A 23,790-nucleotide genomic window follows, 5' to 3' on the forward strand; every position below is an offset into this window, starting at 1 on the left:
GCCGATCAGCGAACGAAGACTATTGCCCTTGCCTTTTGCGGTCAAGCGCCTGCGGTACTTCATTATTTTCTTTACCACCGGATGAGAACAGAGCCCCAGGTGAAGCCGCCGCCCATGGCCTCCAGCATTACGAGGTCGCCTTTTTTAATCCGCCCGTCGGCGGCGGCGGTATCAAGCGCGAGCGGGATGGAGGCAGCCGAGGTATTGCCATGGGCATCGACCGTCACCACAACCTTATCGAGCGGGATACCCAGCTTCTTTGCAGAGCCATCGATGATACGCCGATTGGCCTGGTGCGGAACCAGCCAGTCGACGTCATCCGCCGTCGTCCCAGTTGCCTCGAAGGCCGCCTCGATCACGTCCGTGATCATGCCGACGGCATGCTTGAACACCTCGCGCCCTTCCATCCTGAGATGGCCCACGGTGCCCGTGGTCGAGGGGCCGCCATCGACGTAAAGCTTGTCGCCGTGAATGCCGTCGGAGCGTAGTTGCGCCGTCAGCACTCCACGGTCGGCATTCGTGCCTGAGCCTTCCTGGGCTTCGAGGATGATCGCGCCGGCGCCGTCGCCGAAGAGCACACAGGTCGTTCGATCCGACCAGTCGAGGATGCGCGAGAACGTCTCGGCCCCGATCACCAGCGCACGCTTGGCGAGGCCGCCTCGGATATAAGCGTCCGCTGTCGCCACCGCATACACGAAGCCGGAACAGACCGCCTGCAGGTCGAAGGCTGCGCCATGCCGCATGCCGAGGCGGTTCTGGATGTTCACCGCCGTCGCCGGAAACGTGTTATCCGGCGTCGATGTCGCGACGATGATCAGGTCCAAATCGTCTGCCGTCAGATCGGCCCGCGCAAGCGCGGCACGCGCAGCGTTTTCTCCGAGCGATGCGGTCGTTTCACCCTCGCCCGCGATATAACGCTGGCGAATCCCGGTCCGTTGCACGATCCACTCGTCGGACGTGTCGACCTTCGATTCCATTTCCTTGTTGGTCATCACTCGCTTCGGCAGCGCTGCGCCGAAGCCGCGAACGACGGAACGGATCATTTACTCAAACCTCATCATTCATGCCGGCGGGAGGGATTCAGACGGCTGCGCGCCGTGATATTTCGCCAGGTCGCTTTCTATTTTGGCCTTGAGGCCATTCTTTACCATGTCGTAGCCGACATCGATTGCGGCCGCGAAACCCTCTGCGTCGGTGCCACCATGACTCTTGATGACGACGCCGTTGAGGCCGAGGAACACACCGCCATTGACTTTTCGCGGGTCCATCTTTTCGCGCAGCCGATCGAAGGCACCTTTGGCGAACACGTAACCGATCTTCGCGAGCAACGTGCGCGACATGGCCGCGCGCAGATATTCGGCAATCTGACGAGCCGTTCCTTCGGCCGCCTTCAAGGCGATGTTGCCCGAAAAGCCTTCGGTTACGACGACATCGACGGTTCCGCGGCCGATGTCGTCGCCTTCAACGAAACCATAGTAGTCGATGCCCTCGATATTGGCTTCGCGGATGAGCCGCCCGGCCTCCTTGACCTCTTCCTGACCCTTGATCTCTTCCACGCCGACATTGAGCAAGCCGACCGAGGGATGTTCGACCTCGAACAAGGCGCGCGCCATCGCGCCGCCCATCAAGGCAAAATCCATGAGCTGCTGCGCGTCCGCGCCGATCGTTGCACCGACGTCGAGGACGATGCTCTCCCCTTTCAGTGTCGGCCAGATGGCGGCGATTGCCGGACGCTGGATCCCCTGCATGGTTCTGAGACAGAAGACGGACATCGCCATCAGCGCGCCTGTATTGCCTGCGGAAACGACCACGTCCGCCTCGCCGGCATTGATCGCGTCGATCGCTTTCCACATGCTCGATTTGCCGCGTCCGCGGCGGAGCGCCTGGCTGGGCTTTTCGTCCATGCCGACGGCGATTTCGCAATCGTTGAAGGTGCTCGCTGCTATCAGCTTCGGATACTTGGCCAGAAGCTCGGCGCATCGCGCCTCCTGACCGAACAAGACGAATCTTATGTCCGGGTGACGTTCGAGCGCTCTCGCTGCGCCCGGGATGACGACTTCAGGACCATAGTCGCCCCCCATCACGTCAAGTGAAATTCTGACCACGCGTGTCTTATCCTTTTTTCCTGCCTACGCAACGCGTCTCGCCCTGCGCATCGCTTCTAACGCGGGGCGATCCTTGTTCCTTCTGACGCTTGAGCCAACATGCGACGTCTCGGCGCATCGGCTCCCACCGGCTGGAGTCGGGCCAAAATACTGCTTTTCGTCTGCGTGACAACCGAATTGTAAGCGCGGCTTTCGCCGTTTCAATCCTTTTTCAAGTTCTTCAGCACCGCAAACGGGTTCGGTCGCTTGTCGTCCGCCTCAGAGCTTTCGATGCGCTCACCGAAGACCGCCCCCTCCTTGCGCGGATAGGGATCGATAGCCAGCGCGACATGTTCGGCGACCACGACGCCCGCATCGATGGTATCGCCGGCAAAGGTGTCGGGAATGTCCGGACCATCCGGATCGAGTACCATCTCGCCACCGTCATTCTGCGCCTGGCGTGCAAGCCGCGATCCTTCCGGCACGAAAATCGCCTCAACAGGTTCCTTTATCTCCGCTTCGACCGGTTCGAGCGTCACCACGCAGGACTGGACGACACGGGCAGCCACGTCACCCTTGATCTTCACTCCGTCCTTCTTCCAACGCGCGATCTGGAGGTCGGCGGCGAGCGAGAGTACTTCTTCGACATTCCAGAGCTTGGCAAGCGCCCGGCGCTCGGCCTCGTTCGCCGAAAGATGGACGCTGACCGCGTTTGCCGAGATGTGTCCCACCTTCACCGGGTAGGAGAACGCCGGTTTGCTATCATCTCTCATGACAAGATCCTTCCTCGCGGCATCGAAGCACCATGCCGCGCCTACAGCGCCGCGCGTCTGGTCAGACGCGCAAAGGACGCTGTAGCACTTTGAGTTGCTGCATGTTTTTATCCTTGAATCGGCTACGATTTAAGGAAACATGCAGTAGAGCCGCCGAGCGCAATCGTCGGGCGGCATCGATATCGGCCTATTACGCTCCAGCTGGCGGTATGCGCAACTGACCCGCTTCGACCACCTCTTCCGGCGTTTCGGACAAGGCCGCTTCGGTGGCCAGAAGATAGGCGGCCAGTCCGTCCATCGACGGCCCCTCGCGGGCATCGGGGTGGAAGTTGCGCAGGAGCGCAGCCGCCAAAGCCTGGCCATCCCTTTGCTCGAGCGCGGCGGCATAGGACTCGAGCCGGCCATAGAACATTCCGGCGAACTTTTTCATCTTCTTCGGAACGCCCGCGTCACCGACGCCGAGTTCGCGGATGGAATGGTCGACGTCTTCGAAAAAGGCATCGACGATCTCCTGCGCGATCTCCTGTCCGGTACGCGCGGAGGCGCGTGTCCGCCGAAAATAGAGAATCAGGATTGCCGACAACATCTCGAAGCGGCCCATGACGGTATCGGGCACAGCGAGGTCGGTGTACAGAAACGGCTGGCGTGCGGCGGCGGTCAGCAACGCATACTGACGCTCCACAATCGCAATATTGCCGCTTTTTCTCTTGAACAGTCCAAAAATCATCACAAAGCCCAGCTCTGGCTTTCTCGAAATGTGGGCGGCGCCCACGACGTTATTGCATGATAGCCGAAGCTGGTTTACCGAAGCAGGCACGAATTGCAATGGCGGACCTGCCATCGTTACTCCAGGGGAACAGTCCTTGTCGAAGCGGTATTTGATATCAAACCTGAATGTTCTAAGCCGTGCCGTGCTCGTGGCTTCCCTTTGCACAACTGCGCTTGCCGCCTGCACGACGGCGAATATGGGCGAGGTCCTGCATCAGGGCTATGTCGTCGATCAGGAAACGCTGAATCTCGTGCCGGTCGGATCGAGCCGCGAGCAGGTGCTGCTCTCTCTGGGCACGCCTTCGACGACCGCCACCTTCGACAACGAGGTCTTCTATTACATCTCGCAGACGCGCAGGCGGCCGGTTGCCTTCATGAAGCCGAAGCTCGTCGACCAATCGATCCTTGCCGTATATTTCGACAAGGAAGGCGTCGTCGGCCAGCTCGCGCACTATACGATGAAGGACGGCAAGGTCTTCGACATGCTCTCGCGCACGACTCCGACCGGCGGCAAGGAAACCAGCTTCCTCGGCCAGCTTCTGACCGGCCCCGGCGCCGGACAGGCTGCGGCGCGAAACCTCTTCAAGGACTTTGGCAAAGATCCATAAGCCGCAACATACAGAGAGGCCCGCGAACAAAGTTCGCGGGCCTCTTGGCTTTATGCAGCCTTGGTCAGGCTAGGACAGCCAGCAACAGCAGGGCCACGATATTGGTGATCTTGATTGCCGGATTAACCGCCGGGCCGGCCGTATCCTTGTAGGGATCGCCGACCGTATCGCCGGTGACCGAAGCCTTGTGGGCGTCGGAACCCTTCATGTGACGCGTGCCGTTCTTGTCGACGAAACCGTCCTCGAAGCTCTTCTTCGCATTGTCCCATGCCCCGCCCCCGGAGGTCATCGAGATGGCGACGAACAAGCCGTTGACGATGACGCCAAGGAGCGACGCCCCGAGCGCGGCGAAGGCCGAGGCCTTCGAGCCGGAAAGCAGCAATACACCGAAATAGACGACGATCGGCGCCAGCACCGGCAGCAGCGAAGGCACGATCATCTCGCGGATGGCCGCCTTGGTCAGCAGATCGACGGCGCGTCCATAGTCAGGCCGGTCCTTGCCTTCCATGATGCCCGGCTTTTCCTTGAATTGCCGGCGCACCTCTTCGACGATCGAGCCGGCCGCCCGGCCGACGGATGTCATGGCGATGCCGCCGAAGAGATAAGGGATGAGACCACCGAAGATCAGGCCGGCAACGACATAGGGGTTGGACAGATCAAACGAGATCGCACCCACATCAGCGAAATAAGGATGCTTGTCGCCATTGGCGGCGAAGTAGGTGAGGTCGTTCGAATAGGCCGCGAAAAGCACGAGAGCGCCGAGGCCCGCGGAACCGATCGCATAGCCCTTGGTCACGGCCTTGGTCGTGTTGCCGACGGCGTCGAGCGCGTCGGTCGACTTGCGAACCTCAGGCGGCAGATGCGACATCTCGGCGATACCGCCGGCGTTGTCCGTCACCGGACCGAAGGCATCGAGCGCCACGATCATGCCGGCAAGGCCGAGCATGGCGGTGACAGCGATGGCGGTGCCGAAGAGGCCGGCAAGCTGGTAGGTGGAGATGATACCGCCGACGATGACGATCGCCGGCAGCGCCGTCGATTCGAGCGAGACGGCGAGCCCCTGGATCACGTTGGTGCCATGGCCGGTAACGGATGCCTGCGCAATCGAGTTCACCGGCCGCTTGTTGGTGCCCGTATAGTATTCCGTGATCACGACGATCAGTGCGGTGACGACAAGGCCGAGGATACCGCAGATGAACAGCGCCCAGCCGGTGACATCCTTGCCGGCAACCATTCCGATCGAGCCCCAGCCGATCGTCAGCGACGTCGCGGCGCCAAGACCGATGATCGAGAGCGCACCGGTGACGATCAGCCCCCGATAAAGCGCGCCCATGATCGAGCCGTTGGTGCCGAGTTTGACGAAGAAGGTGCCGATGATCGAGGTGATAATGCAAGCCGCGCAGATCGCAAGCGGATAAACCATCACCGTGGCGAGCAGCGGCGTGCCGGCGAAGAAGATCGATGCAAGCACCATGGTCGCCACGACCGAAACCGCGTAGGTTTCGAAGAGGTCCGCGGCCATGCCTGCGCAGTCGCCGACATTGTCGCCGACGTTGTCCGCGATGGTCGCCGGGTTGCGCGGATCGTCTTCCGGAATGCCCGCTTCCACCTTGCCGACGAGATCGCCCCCGACATCGGCGCCTTTGGTAAAGATGCCGCCGCCGAGGCGGGCGAAGATCGAGATCAGCGACGCGCCGAAACCGAGCGCCACAAGCGCATCGATGACCTCACGCGCGGCCGGCCCATTGCCGAGGCCCACGGTCAGGATGAGGTAGTAGACTGACACACCGAGCAATGCCAAACCAGCCACCAGCATGCCTGTGATCGCGCCGGATTTGAAAGCGATATCGAGACCGGAGGCAAGGCTGACCGATGCGGCCTGGGCTGTGCGAACATTGGCCCTCACCGACACATGCATGCCGATGAAACCGGCCGCCCCCGACAACACCGCGCCGATCAGGAAGCCGATTGCGGCTGCACTCGAGAGAAGAATCCACGCGGCGATAAAGACGACGACACCGACGATGGCAATAGTTCTGTATTGACGTGTGAGGTAGGCCTGCGCCCCCTCCCTGATAAAGCCTGCGATCTCCTGCATGCGGGCGTTCCCCTGGTCGGCGGCAAGCACCGACTGCGTTGCCCAGATGGCATAGGCCACCGCGAGCAACCCGCATGCGATAACACCTAAAAGCAAGGTCATTTCGCACTATCCTCCGTTTCAACCCACGGGCTCACTCCCTCCCGCAGGCCCCTCAATCCGCGAATCGCGCGCCGCCTCCTCAAGCGGCACCCCTCGCGGCGCGGCCAGAGTGCGGGCGCGAAAAGGGATCGTCAAGTCCCTGAAATGACCGGCGTGATCGCGTTTTGGGGGCAGTTGGAAGATTTTGCTGAACCGCCGGTGCGGGCGGTCAGGCGGGAACGCGCCCGTTCCTCCGCATCAACACGAAAAGGAGGAAGAGGCAGGTGCCAGCAACCGGCCAGACGACGGCATTGAGCATGTCCCATCCATAGGCCGAAAGCACCTTGCCGGAGGCGAAGGATGCGCCGGCGACCGTCGAAAACAGCACGATATCGTGGAAGCCCCTGAACCTTGTCGGCCTCATGCGGACGATAGCTCTGCGCAACAATTGCGGTCGAGCCGATGAATGCGAAATTCCAGCCCAATCCGAGGAGAACCAGTGCGCCCCAGAAATTCCAAAGCGCCACGCCCATATGAGCGATCGCCGCGCAAGCGAGAAGCAGCACAAAACCGCAGGCCACGATACGCTCCGCGCCGAAGCGGGCGATGAGCCAGCCGGTCGCAAAGCTCGGGCCGAACATCGCGAGCACATGCCATTGTATTCCGAGGGTCGCGAGATCCGTCGAAAAACCGCAGCCGACAACCATGGCAACCGGTGCACCCGTCATCATGAAGGTCATCAGCGCATAGGCGGAGATGCCGCAGATCATGCCTGTCAGGAACCGCTGGGTGCCGACGATCTCACGGAGCGGCCGAACCGGCGAGGCGGCGTGCTGATCCGAAGCGCTTCGGATATCCGGCAGGCGAAGAGGGACAAAAAAGACAATGGCCGCGAGGCAAACCGGCAGCAAGGCCACGAACGCACCGGCAAACCATATGGGCGCGAAGTAGTCACCGGCGAAAATGACGATCTGCGGCCCGAGTATCGCCGAGATGATGCCGCCGCCCAATATCCAGGAAATCGCCTTCGGCTTGTAGAAGGCGGGCGATGCGTCGGCTGCCGCGAAGCGAAGTTTTTGCGTGAAGCCGCTGGAGGAGCCGAGAACGGCCAAGCCGAACGTGAACAGCCAGAAATTCTCACGGAAAAGCGCCGCCGCTGCAACCAGCCCGCCTAATGCGGCGATAACGGCGCCGCCGATGAAGGCCAAGCGCCTGCCGACCAGCCGAGACAGCGTCGCCGCAAGAACGACACCGAGCGCCAAGCCCACGTTGAAGCCGGTAAGCGGTGCCGTCGCCAGCGACTTGTCTTCGCCGAGAAGCTGGTGGCCGGCGACACCACCGACCGCGAAACTGATCGGCCCGACCACACCGAGCAGCGCCTGTGCAAGGGTCAACAGAAAGACGTTGCGGCGTGCCTCGCGGAGAACCGCCCCCAAGTCGTCCGCAGTCGCTGCCACCATTTTGCTATTTCCGCTGGCCGCGGACTTGCTTGGCGATCCGGTCGAGGACTGCGTTGACGAGCTTGGGCTCCTCGTCCTCGAAGAAAGCCTTCGCGATCTCGACATATTCGGTGACGATTACCGGAACCGGGACATCCTTGCGCTCGATCATCTCGAAGGTGCCGGCGCGCAGGATTGCACGGACGGTGGAATCGAGCCTGGACAGTGCCCAATCGTCCTGAAGGGCGGCGCCGATCAGCGGGTCGAGCTTGCGCTGGTCGCGCACGACGCCCGACACGATCGAACGGAACCACGAGGCGTCCGCCTTGAGGTAGGTCTCTCCGTCCAGTTCCCGGCCCAGCCGGTGCTCTTCGTATTCGGCAACGATCTCCAGCACACCGGTGCCGCCGATGTCCATCTGATATAGCGCCTGGACCGCGGCGAGGCGCGCGGCACCACGCTGGTTGACCTGCTTCAGCGGCTGATCCGAGGGAGTCTTCGTCACTTTTCTGCGCCCAGTTTCTTCTTCAGTTCGATCATGGTCAGCGCCGCGCGCGCGGCGAAACCACCCTTGTCGCCTTCCGACCGGCGGACGCGAGCCCATGCCTGGTCATCATTCTCGACCGTCAGAATGCCGTTGCCGAGCGCAAGGCTTTCGCTGACGGCCAGGTCCATCAGGGCGCGCGCAGATTCGTTCGCGACGATGTCGAAATGGTAGGTCTCGCCGCGGATCACCATGCCGAGCGCGACGTAACCGTCATATTCGGTGCCGCCCTCGTCGGCGCCGTCGAGCGCCATGGCAATCGCCGCGGGAATTTCCAACGCCCCCGGAACTGTCACAATATCATAAGTCGCGCCGGCTGCATCGATCGCGTGCTTTGCGCCGTCGAGCAAGGCGTCGGCCATATCATCATAGAAGCGCGCTTCCACAATCAAGATGTGGGCGGACTTGGTCTTCGCCATGGATCACCTGTCTTTGAAAACTTGGGGCCGGACCTGACCGGCGCAGGCGGCGGTAAAACCACGCCCGACGCAGAATGGCAAGCAAATTCCGCCTGCCGGGGGCCATTTGCCGCGCCGACGCTCTTTTTTGCGGCGCGAGCGCGATAGCTCTTCCGTCGTCCGGGGTGACGACAAAAACAAGACAAGAGCCGAGGCAGGCGCCGCTGCAGACGGGTCCGCGGGGTTGTTACAAGGACCGGCCTGCAGGACCGTATTTGCTTGCAACAGCTTTGATTGCACCTAAACCTTAGGTGCAGTAGCGTCGATTCTGCAAGGCGGAGCTGTCCCCACTGCATGTTTCGTTAAATCGTAGCCGATTTAAGAATGAAAACATGCAGCAATTCAAAGTGCTACAGCGTCCTTTGCGCGTCTAATAAGACGCGCGGCGCTGTGGCTTCTGCGATGGACATGGCGACATCGGCGTCCCGAAGATTGGGAGGAACACGATGACTGAAGCGCGAAAGCCGATCGTCAACCTGAAGGATCTCAAACTCGAGCACTGGCAGCGTGGCTCGTTTTTCGAGTCGAGCGACGTTTCTTTCGGCGCCCTCCTCGGCCTCAAGGATCTGGGGATCGGCTACGGCGAGGTGCTGCCGGGCAAATCCGGCTGCCCCTTCCACAACCATCATGTCGAGGAGGAGCTGTTCATCATCCTGGAGGGAGAGGGAACCTACCGCTTTGGCAACGAGCGCCACGAAGTCGGCCCCGGCGACGTGCTGGGTGCGCCGGCTGGTGGCCCCGAAACAGCGCATCATCTGATCAACACGGGGACGACGGCGCTCAAATACCTTTCCATCTCGACGATGGCGGCCACGGAGATCTGCGAATATCCCGACTCCGGCAAATTCCTGGCAAAGACACGGCCTCCCGGTTCGCCAAACGCTTCATTCCGGTTTATCGGCCGCCCCGCATCCACAACCGACTACTGGGACGGCGAACCGGGCGCCTGATTTGACCCTCCTCGCAAGAATCTGGATCGAAACATGCACAGCGTTCCCATCATCGAAACCGAACGACTTCTGCTACGCCCCTACCGGCGCGACGACTTTCCCGCCTATACCGCCTTGTTCGCCGACGAAGAGGTCACGCGCTACATCGGCGGCATACCCTATTCGCGCGAGCAGTCCTGGACACGCTTCCTGCGCCAGGTCGGCATGTGGCACTATTTCGGCTTCGGCTTCTTCGCGATTCAGGAGAAGGCAACCGGGGCTTTTATCGGCGAAGCCGGCTTCCACGACGCACATCGGATGATCACGCCATCCCTCGAAGGCACGATGGAAATGGGCTGGGCGCTTTCCCCCAGAACACATGGCAAAGGGCTCGCCACAGAGGCGGTGACCGCGGCCCTTGCCTGGGCCGATCGTCAATTTCCGACCCTGAAGAAGACCTGTGTCATCGACGTCGGCAACCAGGCATCGATCCGGGTGGCCGCCAGGCATGGCTTCACGGAATTCTGGCGCACGACCTATCACGGTAACCACGTCATCCTGTTCGAACGGCATCTGAAGTCCGCAGCCTAGACGGCTTCCAGGCCCGCGAACATGAACAAATTTTAATTATTTTTCAAATCGTTATGCCCTCGAAAGGGCCACATTCCGGCCCAGCTTATCAACGTTGAAACGACGTAACTCTCGGTCGCGCGACGGGAGCGCCGCCTCAACCAGTCGAAACAGTCAAGCACCTTTCGCTGTGGGTGACCTCACCCGCAAAGGATCGGTGCTGGCCATCGCGGGACGCCTCGGCTCGTTGAACGCGCCAGAGACCCGCGGGCAATCAAAGGAGCATGACAATGAACCGCTTTGCGAAAATCTCCGTCATCGCCACCCTCTCCGCCTTGAATTTCGGCGGCATCTCTCACGCGGCGGGTGTCGAAATGAACTGGCCGAACCAGATCGATCAGACCGTTCGAAACTTCAAGGGCGACAACTTCAGGATCGTCGATGTCGACACGCTGAGCCGTATGAACGAGACCCGCGCCAGGATCGACGCGGAAACGCCGCAACAGCTGGCAGCCCTCCATGCCGCCGTTGACGCCAACAGGGCGCTCGCCGCCAAGCTGAAGGAACGCGATGTCGAGATGAACAACATCGCAGGCGCAGCGCAGGCAACCGACGGTAGTCTCACGCTTTATGTCCGTTGAAACCTTACCCTAACAACAGCGTCCGCCCCCGCTTGTCGGGGGCGGATCCATTTCTGCCGTCGTTATTCCGCCTTGGGCGCGGGAAATTCTGCCAGCCGTGCCGCATAACGCGCCATCGTATCAACCTCGAAGTTGACGAGATCGCCGACGCGCCGCTCGCCCCATGTGGTGACTTCGAGCGAATGACGGATAAGGAGCACGTCGAACTCGGCGCCATCCACCTTGTTGACAGTGAGTGAGGTTCCGTCGAGGGCGACCGAGCCCTTGGGCGCCACGAACCTGGCTAGATGCTCCGGGGCGCGCAGCCGGAAGCGCACCGCGTCGCCTTCCGGCTCCACGGAGAGGATTTCGGCCTTGTCGTCCACATGGCCGGACACAAGATGACCACCGAGCTCGTCGCCGATCTTTAACGAGCGCTCCAAATTGATGCGTGTGCCCTTTTGCCATCCGGCGATCGTCGTCAGCCGAAGCGCCTCTTCCCATGCCTCGACCTCGAACCAACGCTCGTTGCTGCCTGCCTCTGGCAACGCGGTAACCGTGAGGCATACGCCCGAATGCGCAATGGAGGCGCCTAGATCGATCGTCTTCGGATCATAGTTGGTGGCAACGCGAAGCTTGATGCCTTCCTTCAGTGGCGTGACGACCTCAACGGTACCGATATCGGTGACAATGCCTGTGAACATCAGATGTCTCTCTCGTAATCCTCGAAAATATCGTCGCCATAATGCGCCGTCCGACGAAGCACGAAACCGGCCGGAATGGACTGCCGATCAAATGGGGATCGAATCCCGTCTTCGCCAATGGTGATCTGGCCGGTGAAAAGCAGGATGCGGTCGACAAGATCGGCATCGAGGAACGCGCGGGCCGCCCGCGCACCGCCTTCGACCAGCAGCGAGGAAATGCCGCGCGAGGCAAGCGCCGTCAGAAGATCGGAGATGTTATCGGTGTCCAGCACTTCGACGCCGGCGGCTTCGAGCGCCGCGCGACGCTTGGCGGCATCCTCATCGAGTCTTGCATCTGCCACAGCGATCACCGGAACCTCTCGTGCCGAATGGACGAGTTTCGAGCCGACTGGCAGATCGAGACGGCGGTCGAGAACGACGCGAACCGGGGACCGGTCCTCCAATCCCGGCAAGCGTACGGTCAGTTCCGGATCATCGGCTGTCGCCGTGCCGATGCCGACCAATATCGCGTCCGTCTCCGCGCGAAGCACCTGTACCTGCGCACGAGAAATCGGGCCGGTAATCCGAACCTGCCCCTCCCCCGTGCGGCCGATCATTCCATCCTGGGAAACCGCAAGCTTCAGGGTCACATGCAGCCGTTTGCTGCGCTGACGCATAAGGTAGGCTTCAAGCGCCCGCTCTCCGTCGCGATAGAGCGTGCCGATGTCGACGGCGATGCCGGCGTCGCGCAGCATCACCACGCCGCGTCCGGCAACACGCTCGTCCGGGTCGAGGATCGAAATGACGACACGGGCGACACCGGAGGCGACCAAAGCGTCGGCGCAGGGTGGCGTCTTGCCGTGATGCGAGCAAGGCTCTAGCGTCACATAGGCGGTTGCTCCCCTCGTCTTCTCCCCGGCTTCGGCGAGCGCCTGCGTCTCGGCGTGCGGGCGCCCGCCCGGCGCCGTCACCGCCCGTCCCACGATCGTTCCGTCGTTGACGATGATGCAGGCGACTGAGGGGTTCGTCGACGTCAGGCCGAGATTGCGGCGGGCGAGGCGCAGCGCCGCCGCCATGAACCTTTCGTCCTCGCGCGTCGGCGCTGTCATGCTTCGCTCCGCTTGGGCCTATTCGCCGGGATCGCGCGCGATCTTGGCGCTGATTTCCGCGATGACTTTCTCGAAATCTTCCGCGTGCGAGAAATCTCTATAGACCGACGCGTAGCGGACGAAAGCGACATCGTCGAGGCTCTTCAGGGCTTCGAGCACCTGCAGACCGATTTCTTCGGAAGGGATTTCCGTCTCGCCCGAACTCTCGAGCCGGCGGACGATGCCCGACACGGCGCGCTCGATGCGATCCCGGTCGACCGGGCGTTTCCTGAGGGCAATCTCGAATGAACGGAGCAGCTTGTCCCGGTCGAAAGGCACCTTCCGGCCGGTTTTCTTGATAATCATCAGCTCGCGCAGTTGCACCCGCTCGAAGGTCGTGAAGCGGCCGCCGCAATCCGGGCAGATGCGGCGGCGGCGAATGGCATTCCCATCCTCTGCCGGACGGGAATCCTTCACCTGACTGTCTTCGGAACCACAATAGGGGCAGCGCATGCAGCCGTCCGATCACATGTAGCTGTACATCGGGAACCGGTCGGTGAGCTTGATCACCTTCTCGCGCACTCCAGCTTCCACGGCGGCGTTGCCTTCGTCGGAATTGGCGACCTTGAGGCCGTCAAGCACCTCGACGATCAACTCGCCGATTTCCTTGAATTCGGCTTCCTTCAAGCCGCGGGTCGTGCCAGCCGGCGCACCGAGGCGGACGCCCGAGGTGACGAAGGGCTTTTCCGGATCGAAGGGAATGCCGTTCTTGTTGCAGGTGATGTAGGCGCGGCCGAGAGCGGCTTCCGCCCGCTTACCGGTCGCGTTCTTCTTGCGCAGGTCGACGAGCATCAGGTGGTTGTCCGTGCCGCCCGAGACGATGTCGAGGCCGTTCGCCTTCAGCGTTTCGGCGAGCGTGCGGGCATTCTTGACGATCTGGGCCGTGTATTCCTTGAAGGAGGGCTGCAGGGCTTCGCCGAGCGCGACGGCCTTGGCGGCGATCACGTGCATCAGCGGGCCGCCCTGAAGGCCGGGGAAGACGGCCGAGTTGATCTTCTTGGCGACATCCTCGTCATTCGTCAGCACCATGCCGCCGCGCGGGCCGCGCAGCGACTTGTGCGTCGTCGTCGTCGCGACGTGGCAATGCGGGAACGGAGAGGGATGCTGACCACCGGCAACGAGACCGGCGATATGGGCCATGTCGACCATCAGCCAGGCACCGACTTCATCGGCGATTTCGCGGAAGCGCTTCCAGTCCCAGATACGCGAATAGGCGGTGCCGCCGGCGATAATGAGCTTCGGCTTGTGCTTGCGGGCCTTTTCGGCGACGTCATCCATATCGAGCAGGTGATCGTCCGCGCGCACCCCGTAGGAAATGACGTTGAACCACTTGCCGGACATGTTCACCGGGGAGCCGTGGGTCAGGTGACCGCCGGAATTGAGATCGAGACCCATGAAGGTGTCGCCCGGCTGCAGGAGCGCCAGGAAGACTGCCTGGTTCATCTGCGAACCGGAGTTCGGCTGGACGTTGGCAAAATTGACGCCGAAGAGCTTCTTGGCGCGTTCGATCGCCAGTTCCTCGGCGATGTCAACGAACTGGCAGCCGCCGTAGTAGCGCTTGCCCGGATAGCCCTCGGCATATTTGTTCGTCATGATCGAGCCCTGGGCTTCGAGCACAGCTCGCGAAACGATGTTTTCAGAGGCGATCAGCTCGATCTCGTGGCGCTGGCGCCCCAGCTCCTTCTCGATCGCACCGAAGATGTCCGGATCGCTTTCCGCGAGAGAGCGGGTGAAGAAGGCGTCATTGGTTTGTGCAAGCATCGGCTCGAGGCTCCTCTCAAAGGTGGTCGTTCTTTAGCTTCCTCGCACGCGGAGAGCAATATCCGCTGTGCGGTTTGCGCCATTTCCACCATCCGCCGCGCCGAAGAAGCGAGCGCGCACGCCAAGAAAAAGGCCGCGTTCCATTCAGATGCGCGGCCTTGATCGGTGAAATCGGGAGTTTGCTTATTGCGGCAAAGCGTCCTGTTCTATGGAGCCCGCTGGCTGTTCGACTCCCGTTGTCGTCTGGAGCGCGAGCTCGGCAGCACCGTCGCGCTGATAGATGTCGTCGCGGAACTGCACGACCCTGTCCTTTGCCGACCAGGCGGTGACATAGGTGAAGTAAACCGGTACTTCCTCCGCGAGTGTGATCGGCGTGTTGACACCCGACTTGATCGTCGCCTCCATCTGCTGACGGGACCAGCCGGGCGTTTCCTTCAGCAGCCAGGTCGAGAGGTCGCGCACGTTCTGGACGCGCACGCAGCCCGACGACTCGAAACGCATCAGCTTGTTGAACAGGCCCTGCTGCGGCGTGTCGTGCATGTAGACCGCGTGCTCGTTGTGGAAGTTGATCTTCGTCGAGGACATCGCGTTGATCTTGCCGGGGTCCTGCCGGAACATCAGGTTCGGCGCCTTCTCGGCGTTCCAGTCCACCGTCTCTGGCGACACCTCGTTGCCGCTGCCGTCGAAGAGACGGATCGCGTTGCGCTCGAGATAGGTCGGATCCTTGCGCATCAGCGGCATGATGTCCTTCTGGACGATCGAGCGCGGGGCAGTCCAGTAGGGATTGAGGATGACCTCGTAGATCTTCGAATTGAGGATCGGCGACTGGCGATCGATCTTGCCGACGACCGCCGTGTGGCGCAGCACGACACGGCCATTCTCGACTGCCTCGATATAGGCGGCCGGAATATTGACCATCACATAGCGGCGGCCGAGATCGCCCGACATCGACTGGAGGCGGACGAGGTTGGTTTCAAGCTGGCCGAGGCGCGTCATGGCGTCGACGTTCAGCGCCTTCAAGGTGTATTCGCCGATGACGCCATCGGCCGGCAGGCCGTGACGCGCCTGGAAGCGCTTCACCGCACCGTCGACATAGGAGTCGAAGGAAGAGGAAATGCCGGCCGACTGCGGCAGATCGCCGGAAACCATCAGGCGCTGGCGCAACTGCTGAACGGAGGGATCGGTGACGCCCAGCTCGAGCCTCACCGAGGTTGTGACAATCGGCCAACCGCCGGAGGCAACGATCTGCTGATAGTCAAAGATCGCCTGCTGGAGATGGCTGATCGTTTCGGGCCCGAAGACCGGCGTGTTGGAAAGAACCGCCGTCGCCGTGCGCGAGGCCTTGGCGTCGAACTGGTCGTCCCAGGAGCCGCGGTGCGGCGAATTGATGATCTCGCCTAATGCGTCCTGGGCATTGGCGGCGCCTGCCCAGGCGACGGCGCCGAGCGTTGCGGCCGAACGCAGAAATGCACGGCGCGAGAAAGCATCAATTCCGTTCTTTTTCGACATAGTCCCACCGTTTCAATGCGCGAAAAATGCGCGCTGCCCGAGCCCTAACACGAACGTGGTTAACAAACGTTAACCCGCGTGCCGCCCCGCTCTCGCGTCGGCTTCACAACAGCGCGAGTGAGAGCCTCTCCCGGCAGGCCGACCACGAACCGAATCGCCGTCCAAAGTGCAAGCACACACCTGCCGCGTGCAGCGTCGCTCTCATAGCAATATGGCCAATTCGTGTCTCGGAAGCGCTGACCGGATAACACGGCACGGCTTCGGCAACAACGACGTCGTGCAAAAAAGGCAAGGGTCGGACACGCAGGGGTTGCGCCCGACCCTTGAACTGGAGGTTTGCGATTTGATCAGAGGCGATAGAGGATCTGATCGTTCCAGAAGCGGTCGAGACGCTGCAGGAGCTTGTTCATCTGAGTGAATTCGTCGGAACCGATGCCGCCGACCTTCTGGATCGAGCCGATGTGGCGCTCGTAGAGCTTCGCGACGGTTTCGGCGATTTCCTGGCCCTCTTCGGTCAGGCTGATGCGGACCGAGCGGCGGTCAACGCGGGAGCGCTGATGGTTGATGAGACCCAGATCGACCAGCTTCTTGACGTTGTAGGAAACGTTCGAGCCGAGATAATAGCCGCGCGAACGGAGTTCGCCGGCGGTCAGTTCGGAGTTGCCGATGTTGAAGAGCAACAGAGCCTGGACGGCATTGACATCGCTGCGGCCCTGGCGGTCGAACTCGTCCTTGATGACGTCGAGCAGCCGGCGATGCAGACGCTCGACAAGGTGAAGGGATTCCATGTAGAGACCACGGATCGTTTCTTCCTGCGGGTCTCGGGGCGCAACTGCCTGCGGCTTCATTTTCGTGTTCATTTGACTGCCTCACTGTTTTGTTTGGCGGTGTCTGTTTGTCTTCCCGCCTTGAGTGAGACCCTATCGAATACGTATAAAATTCTACTTAAACCGCAGCCTTAACATGAACTTACCGTCGCGCGAGCCTGTTTCAGGGTGAATCAACCCTTACCTTCCGCGCTTGCCGCAGTCGCTGCACGAAAAGCGCAACACGGAAAAGAACGAAGGTCACGGCGACAGCCGCGTGGAGCACGAAAAGCAAGGGCCGCGCGCCGAAGGTGCCGGGGTAGAATTCGTAGACGGCGATCTCGATTGCCGCGGCGAGGACCCAGACGACGGGGCCCCAGGAAACCAGGAGCCACAGGCCGATAGCGGCAACCGGGTAAACGACGGCAAGGGCGGTGGCCGCAGCGCGCCATTCCGGCGGCAGCAGATCGAACCGGCCGGCACCTCCGTGGGAGAAGCCGATGAGCATCGCCCAATAGTTCAACGCGAACCAGAAGCAGGACGCCGACACCAAGCGCAGGAACCAGCCGAAGAGCACTTCGGTCAGCGACGGCTTCGGAACATGAGCAGAATCGTGAAGCATGCGCGGCAACATAGGCTGAGTATCTCCCCAGATCCACCAGAACCGCAGGCTGCCCTCCTGTCTTATGGAAAGCCGGGAGCAAATGCCGCAGCCGGGGGCGAGGCTGTGCGGTTTTCAACCGACGGCGGCACATGGTAAAGCGCGTTCTCGGTGCAAATGAAGAAGGAGGCGGCGCGATGAACGACAAGACGAATCTTGTGGACAGGATAACGGGACACCGCCGCATGCGCCGCAACCGCAAGGCGGACTGGACACGGCGGCTGGTGCAGGAAAACCGCTTGACCGTCGACGACCTGATCTGGCCGATCTTCATTGTGCCGGGCAGCGGCATCGTCCAGCCGATCGACGCCATGCCGGGCGTGAACCGCATGAGCATCGACAAGGCGGTCGAGGCGGTGAAAGAGGCGGCCGACCTTGGTATCCCGGCGATCGCCACGTTTCCGAACATCGACATGGCGTTGCGTGACGAAACCGGCTCCAACAGCCTCGCCGCCGACAATCTCATCAATGAGGCAACGCGGGCGATCAAGAAGGCGGTGCCGAACATCGGCGTTATCACTGACGTCGCGCTCGATCCCTTCACGAGCCACGGTCATGACGGGATCCTTCGTGACGGCGAGATCGTAAACGACGAAACCGTGGAGGTTGTCGCCAGGGCCGCGGTGACGCAGGCCGATGCCGGATCGGACATCATCGCCCCGTCCGAAATGATGGACGGGCGCATCGGCGCGATCCGGGAGGCGCTCGACGCAGCCGGCCACCAGAATGTCGGCATCATGTCCTACGCGACGAAATTCGCCTCCGCCTTCTACGGGCCCTACCGTGAGGCAATCGGCACCGGCGGCCTGCTTAAGGGCGACAAGAAGACCTACTACATCGATCCGGCCAACGGTACCGAGGCAATCCGCGATGCCGCGCTCGATGTCGAGGAAGGTGCCGATATGCTCATGGTCAAGCCTGGCCTCCCCTATCTCGATATCTGCTGGCGGATGAAGGAGGCCTTCGGCCTGCCGGTTTTCGCCTATCAGGTTTCCGGCGAGTATGCGCAGGTTAAGGCAGCCGCGGCCAACGGCTGGATCGATGGCGAACGGGTCATGCTGGAAACGCTGCTTGCCTTCAAGCGGGCCGGCTGCGATGGAATATTGAGCTATTTTGCGGTCGAAGTGGCACGTATCCTGGCAAAACGCTGATGTGGCAGAGCGCATTGCAGCCATGCATTGTTTTGTCGAGGCTCATTCCCCATATCTCACCGGCAACAATGTGAGGCACGCTGATGAGCATGCATGACGAACAACTGAGAGTCCCGAGCAATGACTGGCGCGCCTATCAGGGCGTGCTGTCGCGCAGGGTCTTTGCCTTCATCATCGACTATGTGATCATCGCACTGCTCTGGATTCCGGCGGCGGTTGTCGTGTTTTTCCTTGGCATTCTCACGCTCGGCCTCGGATTCTTCCTCTATCCCGTCCTCTTCGCCCTTGTGGCTATGCTCTATTTCGGGCTGACGGTCGGCGGCCGCGATCAGGCATCGCCGGGCATGAGAATCATGGGCGTGGCGATCGCCCGCACGGACGGACGGCCGATGGATTTTCTGACGGCGATCGTCCATCTGGTGATCTTCTGGATCGCTAACGCCCTGTTGACGCCGCTCATCCTGTTGATCGGTCTCTTCACCGACCGCGGCCGGCTCTTGCACGACCTCCTGATCGGCACCGTCACGGTCCGTAGCGACGCCTATTAATGCTTGCGAGCTAGCTGCGTGCTTTACAGCGCCATTCCGTGAGGAATGCCTAAACGAGTGAGTTGACGTTTTTCATTCTTAGGCCATGCTATTGCGATGAGTAACCGCACGAAGAGTGGCCCCCACGTTCGATGAACACGCAGACCGCACCGTCTCCACAATTCTACCTGACTGCGCCGGCACCCTGCCCATACCTGCCGAACGAGATGGAGCGAAAGGTCTTCACCCACATGGTGGGTGAGCGGGCCCCGGAACTGAATGATCTCCTGACGCAGGGCGGCTTCCGTCGCTCCCAGAACATTGCTTACCGACCGGCCTGCGAAACCTGTCGCGCCTGCATCTCGGTCCGCATCCTTGCGCACGAGTTCGCGCCGACGCGTTCGATGCGGCGGGTGCTCGCCGCCAATCGGGACGTGGTCTCGGCCGAATACCCCGCCGAACCCTCGAGCGAACAATACAACCTCTTCCGCCGCTATCTCGATCGCCGGCATCAGAAGGGCGGGATGTCAGACATGTCGGTACTCGACTACGCCATGATGGTCGAGGACACGCATGTGCATACGAAGATCATCGAATACCGCTTGCGGATCGAAGGCGACGGCATCAACGAAAAGGCCAAGGGGCCGTTGGTCGCCACGGCGCTGACCGACCGAATGAGCGACGGCCTGTCGATGGTCTATTCCTTCTTCGATCCCGCTCTCTCCGAGCGCTCGCTCGGCACCTACATGATTCTCGATCATATTCGCCGGGCGAAGGAACGCGGCCTGCCCCATGTCTATCTGGGTTACTGGGTAAAGGGGTCGCGCAAAATGGGGTATAAAACAAAGTTTTTGCCGCAGGAGCACCTTATGGCTCGCGGTTGGGAGCGCTATTGTGGCGACGATGACGCATCCACCGAAACGGACTGATAATTGACCCCTTCCTCTGACGCCGCCCGGCACCGGCGCGGCTTGGCCATCACCGGGCTCGGCGGCCTCGCCCTTTCCTTCGACATTCCGCTCATCCGTTCGGCGAACGGCGAGGTCTGGTCGATTCTCGCCCTGCGCAGCCTCTCGACCTTCCTGGTCGCACTTCGTGCTGGCCTTCACGTCGATGTTTGCGGCGATCCTCTCCTGGATTTTCCTCAAGGAACGGCCCTCGAACGCCACGCTGCTGACGATGGCCGTGATGGTTTTGGGCGTCGGCGTGATCGTGCAGGACGGGCTGGAGAGCGGACACTTGTTCGGCGACGCGATGGCCGCCTGCTCGGCCTTCCTGCTGGCAGGCGCAATCACCATCGCCCGCAAGAGCGGCCGCGACATGGCGCTCGTGCCGCTGACGACCGCAATCTTCCCCGCCATTGCCGCCTTCTTGCTCCTGCCGTCGAGCGGCATTTCGATCGCAGCACCCGGCTATATTCTCTTCAACGGGCTGGTGATGATCCCCCTCGCCTTCTTCTGCCTCGCGACAGGCCCGCGCTATCTTTCCGCGCCGGAGGTCGGCATGTTCTATCTGCTGGAGACGATCCTCGCTCCGATCTGGGTGTGGATCGTCTTTTCGGAAACGCCGACGACGCAGACGCTCGTTGGAGGAGCCATACTCGTCTTTGCCTTGATCGGCCATTCATTCTGGCAGATGCGGAACAGGGCGATGAAGGCGCAGATACAATGTGCGGAATTGGGATAGGCGCACCGACGGCGCGCCGCGCAATCACTGCGCCTCGTCAGGCCCGGGCTCAAGGGAAACGCTCTGCATCTGCGAGCGCATCGTCCAGAGTTCGCGATTGGTATTGATCCACTCGGCCGCGATCTGGAGCGGCGCCGGATCAGCCGTGATTATCTCGCCGCGCTCACCTTGCCGGACGATCAATCCGGCAGCTTCCATCGTGGCAAGATGCCCGGAAAGGTCGTCCCCTTTCACACCCACGGCATCGGCGATCTCGGCGACGCGCGTTGCGCCTGCAAGCAAGACCTCGAATATGCGGCGGCGCGTCGGATCGGCAAGAGCCAGCAAGGTTGCGTCAAGAGCGGCGGTCATGACATTCACCCCTCTGGAGAGGAATTTGAGCTTAAACGCGATCGCGTCGGCGGCGCCTTCGACCTGCATATTGTCTTAAATCGAAGCCGATTTAAGGACAAAATATGTGGCAATTCAAAGTGCGGCAGCGACCTTTGTGCGCCTGAAGCACGCACGGCGGCAGAGATTAGCCGTTGAACTTGCCGCTCCGCGGGAAGCCCTTCGGCACGACCCGGCCGGCTGCGGCACGGTCGCCGAGCCACTCGATCAGTTCGTCCTTCGTCTTGTTGAAAACCCGACCGGCGCTGTCTTCCCAGGTGAGGCCGTCCGCGATCGTAAAGCACCTGATGTCGGAAATGCCGCCATCCTTGTAGCGCTGCAGCCGGACGCCCTTGCCGCGCGCCATTTCGGGGATCTGCACCAGTGGGAAGACAAGCATCTTGCGGTTTTCGCCGACGACGGCGACGTGATCGCCCTTGACAGGAACAACGAGTTTCGCCTCGTCCGGCATGTTGACGTTCATCACCTGTTTTCCCTTGCGGGTATTGGCAACGATGTCACTTTCGGTAACGACAAAGCCGTTTCCTGCAGCGGACGAAATGATGAGCTTACGTGCCGGATCATGGACGAGGGCAGTCAGGACGTCCTGGTCATTCTCCATATCGACCATGATGCGCAGGGGCTCGCCATGGCCGCGCCCGCCGGGCAGCTTGTCGCCGCCAAGCGTGTAAACCTTGCCGCCTGTCGTGAAGACGAGGATCTTGTCCGTCGTCTGCGCCGGGAACGCCACTTTCAGTGCGTCTCCCTCCTTGAACTGGAGCGATGACGTGTCGGAGATGTGCCCCTTCAGGGCGCGGATCCAGCCTTTCTCGGAAATGACGACGGTGATCGGTTCCTTTTCGATCATCGCCTGCTGGATGGCCTCGACATCGGCCTCCGGCGCATCGGCGAAAGTGCTGCGGCGCTTGCCAAGCTCGGTCGCCTTGGCGAACTTCTTCTTGACCTCGCCAATTTCCCAGGCAACGGCCTGCCACTGCTTCTCATCGGAGGCGAGCAACGTCTCGATTTCCGCCTTTTCCTTCGACAGCGCATCGAATTCCGTGCGGATCTCGAATTCCTCGAGCTTGCGCAAGGAGCGCAGGCGCATGTTGAGGATCGATTCGGCCTGCAGGTCGGTGAGCGTGAAACGCTCGATCATCACCGCCTTCGGCTCGTCCTCCTCGCGGATGATGCGGATCACCTCGTCGATATTGAGATAGGCGACGAGATAACCGGCGAGGACCTCCAGCCGGCGGTCGATCGCGGCCAGCCGGTGGCGCGAGCGTCGCTGCAGCACTTCGCGGCGGTGAGCCAACCACTCCGTCAGCACCTCGTTCAGCGCCATGACGCGCGGCACGCGGCCCATCGAGAGCACGTTCATGTTGAGCGAAATACGGCTTTCGAGTTCGGTCAGCTTGAACAGCGACTCCATCAGCAGGGCAGCATCGACCGAGCGGCTCTTTGGCACGAGCACGATACGCACGTCTTCCGCCGATTCGTCGCGAATGTCCTCGAGCAGCGGCAATTTGCGGGCGATCAGCAACTCGGCGATCTTCTCGATCAACCGCGATTTCTGGACCTGATAGGGAATCTCCGTGACGACGATCTGATAGCCGCCGCGGCCCAGATCCTCCGAAACCCAGCGCGCGCGGACCCGGAAGCCGCCGCGACCCGTCCGGTAGGATTCGATCATGCTGGCCCGGCTTTCGACGATCACGCCGCCTGTCGGCAAGTCCGGCCCCTCGATGCCTCCCTTCTGGGGATTGGCGGGATCGAACAGCAGGTCCTCGACCGTCGCATCCGGATGGCGGATGAGATAGAGGGCCGCGTCGCAAAGTTCATGTGCGTTGTGCGGCGGAATGGAGGTCGCCATGCCGACGGCGATACCCGAGGCGCCGTTCGCGAGAAGATTCGGAAAGGCGCCGGGAAGCACGACCGGCTCCTGGTCTTCCTCGTTGTAGGTCGGGCGGAAATCGACTGCGTCCTGATCGATGCCCTCAAGGAGAAGCGCCGCAACCTCCGTCATCTTCGCTTCGGTGTAACGGTAGGCGGCGGCATTGTCGCCGTCGATATTGCCGAAATTGCCCTGCCCGTCGACCACCGGGTAACGCTGCGAGAAGTCCTGCGCGAGGCGCACAAGAGCGTCGTAGACGGACTGGTCGCCATGCGGATGGAACTTGCCGATGACGTCGCCGACGATGCGCGCGCATTTCTTGAACGAGGAATTGGGTCTCAGCCCCATCTCGCTCATGGCGTGGATGATGCGGCGGTGAACGGGTTTCAAGCCGTCGCGGACATCCGGCAATGCGCGATGCATGATGGTTGACAGGGCATAGGCGAGATAGCGCTCTTCCAGCGCCGCCTTGAGGTCAACCGGCTGAATGTTGTCATCCCCGCCCGATGGCGGCAAAAGGCTTTGTCCCATGCCCTCTTGCTACCGCAACCGGTCGCCAACAGCAAGAATTTCAAGGCACTGCGTTGTGGAGAACACCGCCTCCGGGACGCGTCGCGTGCACG

23 protein-coding genes and 2 pseudogenes are annotated in these 23,790 nt (G+C 61.5%); 8 read left to right on the forward strand and 17 right to left on the reverse strand.

Annotated elements, in window-relative coordinates; all coding sequences use genetic code 11:
* Positions 1 to 71 precede the first annotated feature (71 nt).
* From PZN02_RS19510 to PZN02_RS19525, 4 genes are all read right to left on the reverse strand, one after another.
* Positions 72 to 1,043: a beta-ketoacyl-ACP synthase III gene (locus tag PZN02_RS19510; protein ID WP_280659533.1), complete on the reverse strand. Its 972-nt coding sequence runs from the start codon at positions 1,041 to 1,043 to the stop codon at positions 72 to 74.
* Positions 1,044 to 1,061: 18 nt separating this feature from the next.
* A complete protein-coding gene (plsX, locus tag PZN02_RS19515; RefSeq protein ID WP_280659534.1) occupies positions 1,062 to 2,105 on the reverse strand; it encodes a phosphate acyltransferase PlsX in 1,044 nt (347 codons plus the stop codon).
* A gap of 200 nt (positions 2,106 to 2,305) precedes the next feature.
* Positions 2,306 to 2,857 carry a YceD family protein gene (locus PZN02_RS19520; protein WP_280659535.1) on the reverse strand — a complete coding sequence of 184 codons (552 nt, stop codon included), beginning with the start codon at positions 2,855 to 2,857 and terminating at the stop codon, positions 2,306 to 2,308.
* Positions 2,858 to 3,047: 190 nt separating this feature from the next.
* Complete coding sequence (locus tag PZN02_RS19525; protein ID WP_280661554.1) at positions 3,048 to 3,584, reverse strand: ubiquinol-cytochrome C chaperone family protein; 537 nt, start codon at positions 3,582 to 3,584, stop codon at positions 3,048 to 3,050.
* 136 nt (positions 3,585 to 3,720) lie between these two features.
* Here PZN02_RS19525 and PZN02_RS19530 point away from each other — a divergent pair, with 136 nt between their 5' ends.
* Positions 3,721 to 4,233, forward strand: coding sequence for an outer membrane protein assembly factor BamE (locus PZN02_RS19530; protein WP_280659536.1), 513 nt, complete (start codon positions 3,721 to 3,723; stop codon positions 4,231 to 4,233).
* A 64-nt stretch (positions 4,234 to 4,297) separates the two neighbouring features.
* On the opposite strand, the gene PZN02_RS19535 is transcribed toward PZN02_RS19530, so the two are convergent.
* The 4 genes and pseudogenes from PZN02_RS19535 to ribH form a co-directional block, all read right to left on the reverse strand.
* Complete coding sequence (locus PZN02_RS19535; protein ID WP_280659537.1) at positions 4,298 to 6,433, reverse strand: sodium-translocating pyrophosphatase; 2,136 nt, start codon at positions 6,431 to 6,433, stop codon at positions 4,298 to 4,300.
* A gap of 208 nt (positions 6,434 to 6,641) precedes the next feature.
* Positions 6,642 to 7,872: pseudogene (locus PZN02_RS19540) on the reverse strand (MFS transporter).
* 4 nt (positions 7,873 to 7,876) lie between these two features.
* Positions 7,877 to 8,356 (reverse strand): transcription antitermination factor NusB, encoded by a 480-nt coding sequence (gene nusB, locus PZN02_RS19545; protein WP_280659538.1) that lies wholly within the window; start codon positions 8,354 to 8,356, stop codon positions 7,877 to 7,879.
* A complete protein-coding gene (gene ribH, locus PZN02_RS19550; protein WP_280659539.1) occupies positions 8,353 to 8,814 on the reverse strand; it encodes a 6,7-dimethyl-8-ribityllumazine synthase in 462 nt (153 codons plus the stop codon). The genes nusB and ribH overlap by 4 nt, the downstream gene beginning before the upstream one ends.
* 485 nt (positions 8,815 to 9,299) lie before the next feature.
* Here ribH and PZN02_RS19555 point away from each other — a divergent pair, with 485 nt between their 5' ends.
* The 3 genes from PZN02_RS19555 (at position 9,300) to PZN02_RS19565 (ending at position 10,993) form a co-directional block, all read left to right on the forward strand.
* Positions 9,300 to 9,803 carry a cupin domain-containing protein gene (locus tag PZN02_RS19555; RefSeq protein WP_280659541.1) on the forward strand — a complete coding sequence of 168 codons (504 nt, stop codon included), beginning with the start codon at positions 9,300 to 9,302 and terminating at the stop codon, positions 9,801 to 9,803.
* A gap of 33 nt (positions 9,804 to 9,836) precedes the next feature.
* Positions 9,837 to 10,373: a GNAT family N-acetyltransferase gene (locus PZN02_RS19560; protein ID WP_280659542.1), complete on the forward strand. Its 537-nt coding sequence runs from the start codon at positions 9,837 to 9,839 to the stop codon at positions 10,371 to 10,373.
* A gap of 269 nt (positions 10,374 to 10,642) precedes the next feature.
* Positions 10,643 to 10,993 (forward strand): hypothetical protein, encoded by a 351-nt coding sequence (locus PZN02_RS19565; RefSeq protein ID WP_280659543.1) that lies wholly within the window; start codon positions 10,643 to 10,645, stop codon positions 10,991 to 10,993.
* Positions 10,994 to 11,055: 62 nt separating this feature from the next.
* On the opposite strand, the gene PZN02_RS19570 is transcribed toward PZN02_RS19565, so the two are convergent.
* The 7 genes from PZN02_RS19570 to PZN02_RS19600 form a co-directional block, all read right to left on the reverse strand.
* A complete protein-coding gene (locus PZN02_RS19570) occupies positions 11,056 to 11,676 on the reverse strand; it encodes a riboflavin synthase (protein WP_280659544.1) in 621 nt (206 codons plus the stop codon).
* Entirely contained in the window at positions 11,676 to 12,764 is a 1,089-nt protein-coding gene (gene ribD / locus PZN02_RS19575; protein WP_280659546.1) for a bifunctional diaminohydroxyphosphoribosylaminopyrimidine deaminase/5-amino-6-(5-phosphoribosylamino)uracil reductase RibD, read from the reverse strand. The genes PZN02_RS19570 and ribD overlap by 1 nt, the downstream gene beginning before the upstream one ends.
* 18 nt (positions 12,765 to 12,782) lie before the next feature.
* Positions 12,783 to 13,256, reverse strand: coding sequence for a transcriptional regulator NrdR (gene nrdR / locus PZN02_RS19580; RefSeq protein ID WP_003529310.1), 474 nt, complete (start codon positions 13,254 to 13,256; stop codon positions 12,783 to 12,785).
* A 12-nt stretch (positions 13,257 to 13,268) separates the two neighbouring features.
* Entirely contained in the window at positions 13,269 to 14,564 is a 1,296-nt protein-coding gene (gene glyA, locus PZN02_RS19585) for a serine hydroxymethyltransferase (RefSeq protein WP_280659547.1), read from the reverse strand.
* A 183-nt stretch (positions 14,565 to 14,747) separates the two neighbouring features.
* Positions 14,748 to 16,073, reverse strand: coding sequence for a L,D-transpeptidase family protein (locus PZN02_RS19590; RefSeq protein WP_280659548.1), 1,326 nt, complete (start codon positions 16,071 to 16,073; stop codon positions 14,748 to 14,750).
* Between the two features lie 347 nt (positions 16,074 to 16,420).
* On the reverse strand, positions 16,421 to 16,933 hold the full coding sequence (ldtR, locus tag PZN02_RS19595) for a transcriptional regulator LdtR (protein ID WP_136504221.1): 513 nt from the start codon (positions 16,931 to 16,933) through the stop codon (positions 16,421 to 16,423).
* A 130-nt stretch (positions 16,934 to 17,063) separates the two neighbouring features.
* On the reverse strand, positions 17,064 to 17,501 hold the full coding sequence (locus PZN02_RS19600; protein WP_280659549.1) for a DUF6163 family protein: 438 nt from the start codon (positions 17,499 to 17,501) through the stop codon (positions 17,064 to 17,066).
* A gap of 176 nt (positions 17,502 to 17,677) precedes the next feature.
* On the opposite strand from PZN02_RS19600, the gene hemB reads away from it, so the two are divergent.
* The 4 genes and pseudogenes from hemB (at position 17,678) to PZN02_RS19620 (ending at position 20,904) form a co-directional block, all read left to right on the forward strand.
* Entirely contained in the window at positions 17,678 to 18,691 is a 1,014-nt protein-coding gene (gene hemB / locus PZN02_RS19605) for a porphobilinogen synthase (RefSeq protein ID WP_280659550.1), read from the forward strand.
* Positions 18,692 to 18,774: 83 nt separating this feature from the next.
* Positions 18,775 to 19,239 carry an RDD family protein gene (locus tag PZN02_RS19610; RefSeq protein WP_280659551.1) on the forward strand — a complete coding sequence of 155 codons (465 nt, stop codon included), beginning with the start codon at positions 18,775 to 18,777 and terminating at the stop codon, positions 19,237 to 19,239.
* Between the two features lie 131 nt (positions 19,240 to 19,370).
* On the forward strand, positions 19,371 to 20,147 hold the full coding sequence (locus tag PZN02_RS19615; protein WP_280659552.1) for an arginyltransferase: 777 nt from the start codon (positions 19,371 to 19,373) through the stop codon (positions 20,145 to 20,147).
* Positions 20,148 to 20,150: 3 nt separating this feature from the next.
* Positions 20,151 to 20,904 (forward strand): annotated as a pseudogene (locus tag PZN02_RS19620) (DMT family transporter).
* A 24-nt stretch (positions 20,905 to 20,928) separates the two neighbouring features.
* Here the strand turns inward: PZN02_RS19620 and PZN02_RS19625 are convergent.
* Together PZN02_RS19625 and parC are read right to left on the reverse strand one after the other, a co-directional pair.
* Positions 20,929 to 21,255: an ArsR/SmtB family transcription factor gene (locus PZN02_RS19625; RefSeq protein ID WP_280659553.1), complete on the reverse strand. Its 327-nt coding sequence runs from the start codon at positions 21,253 to 21,255 to the stop codon at positions 20,929 to 20,931.
* Between the two features lie 166 nt (positions 21,256 to 21,421).
* Positions 21,422 to 23,698: a DNA topoisomerase IV subunit A gene (parC, locus tag PZN02_RS19630; RefSeq protein ID WP_280659554.1), complete on the reverse strand. Its 2,277-nt coding sequence runs from the start codon at positions 23,696 to 23,698 to the stop codon at positions 21,422 to 21,424.
* Positions 23,699 to 23,790 lie beyond the last annotated feature (92 nt).

It is taken from the genome of Sinorhizobium garamanticum, assembly GCF_029892065.1.
Lineage (GTDB): Bacteria > Pseudomonadota > Alphaproteobacteria > Rhizobiales > Rhizobiaceae > Sinorhizobium > Sinorhizobium garamanticum.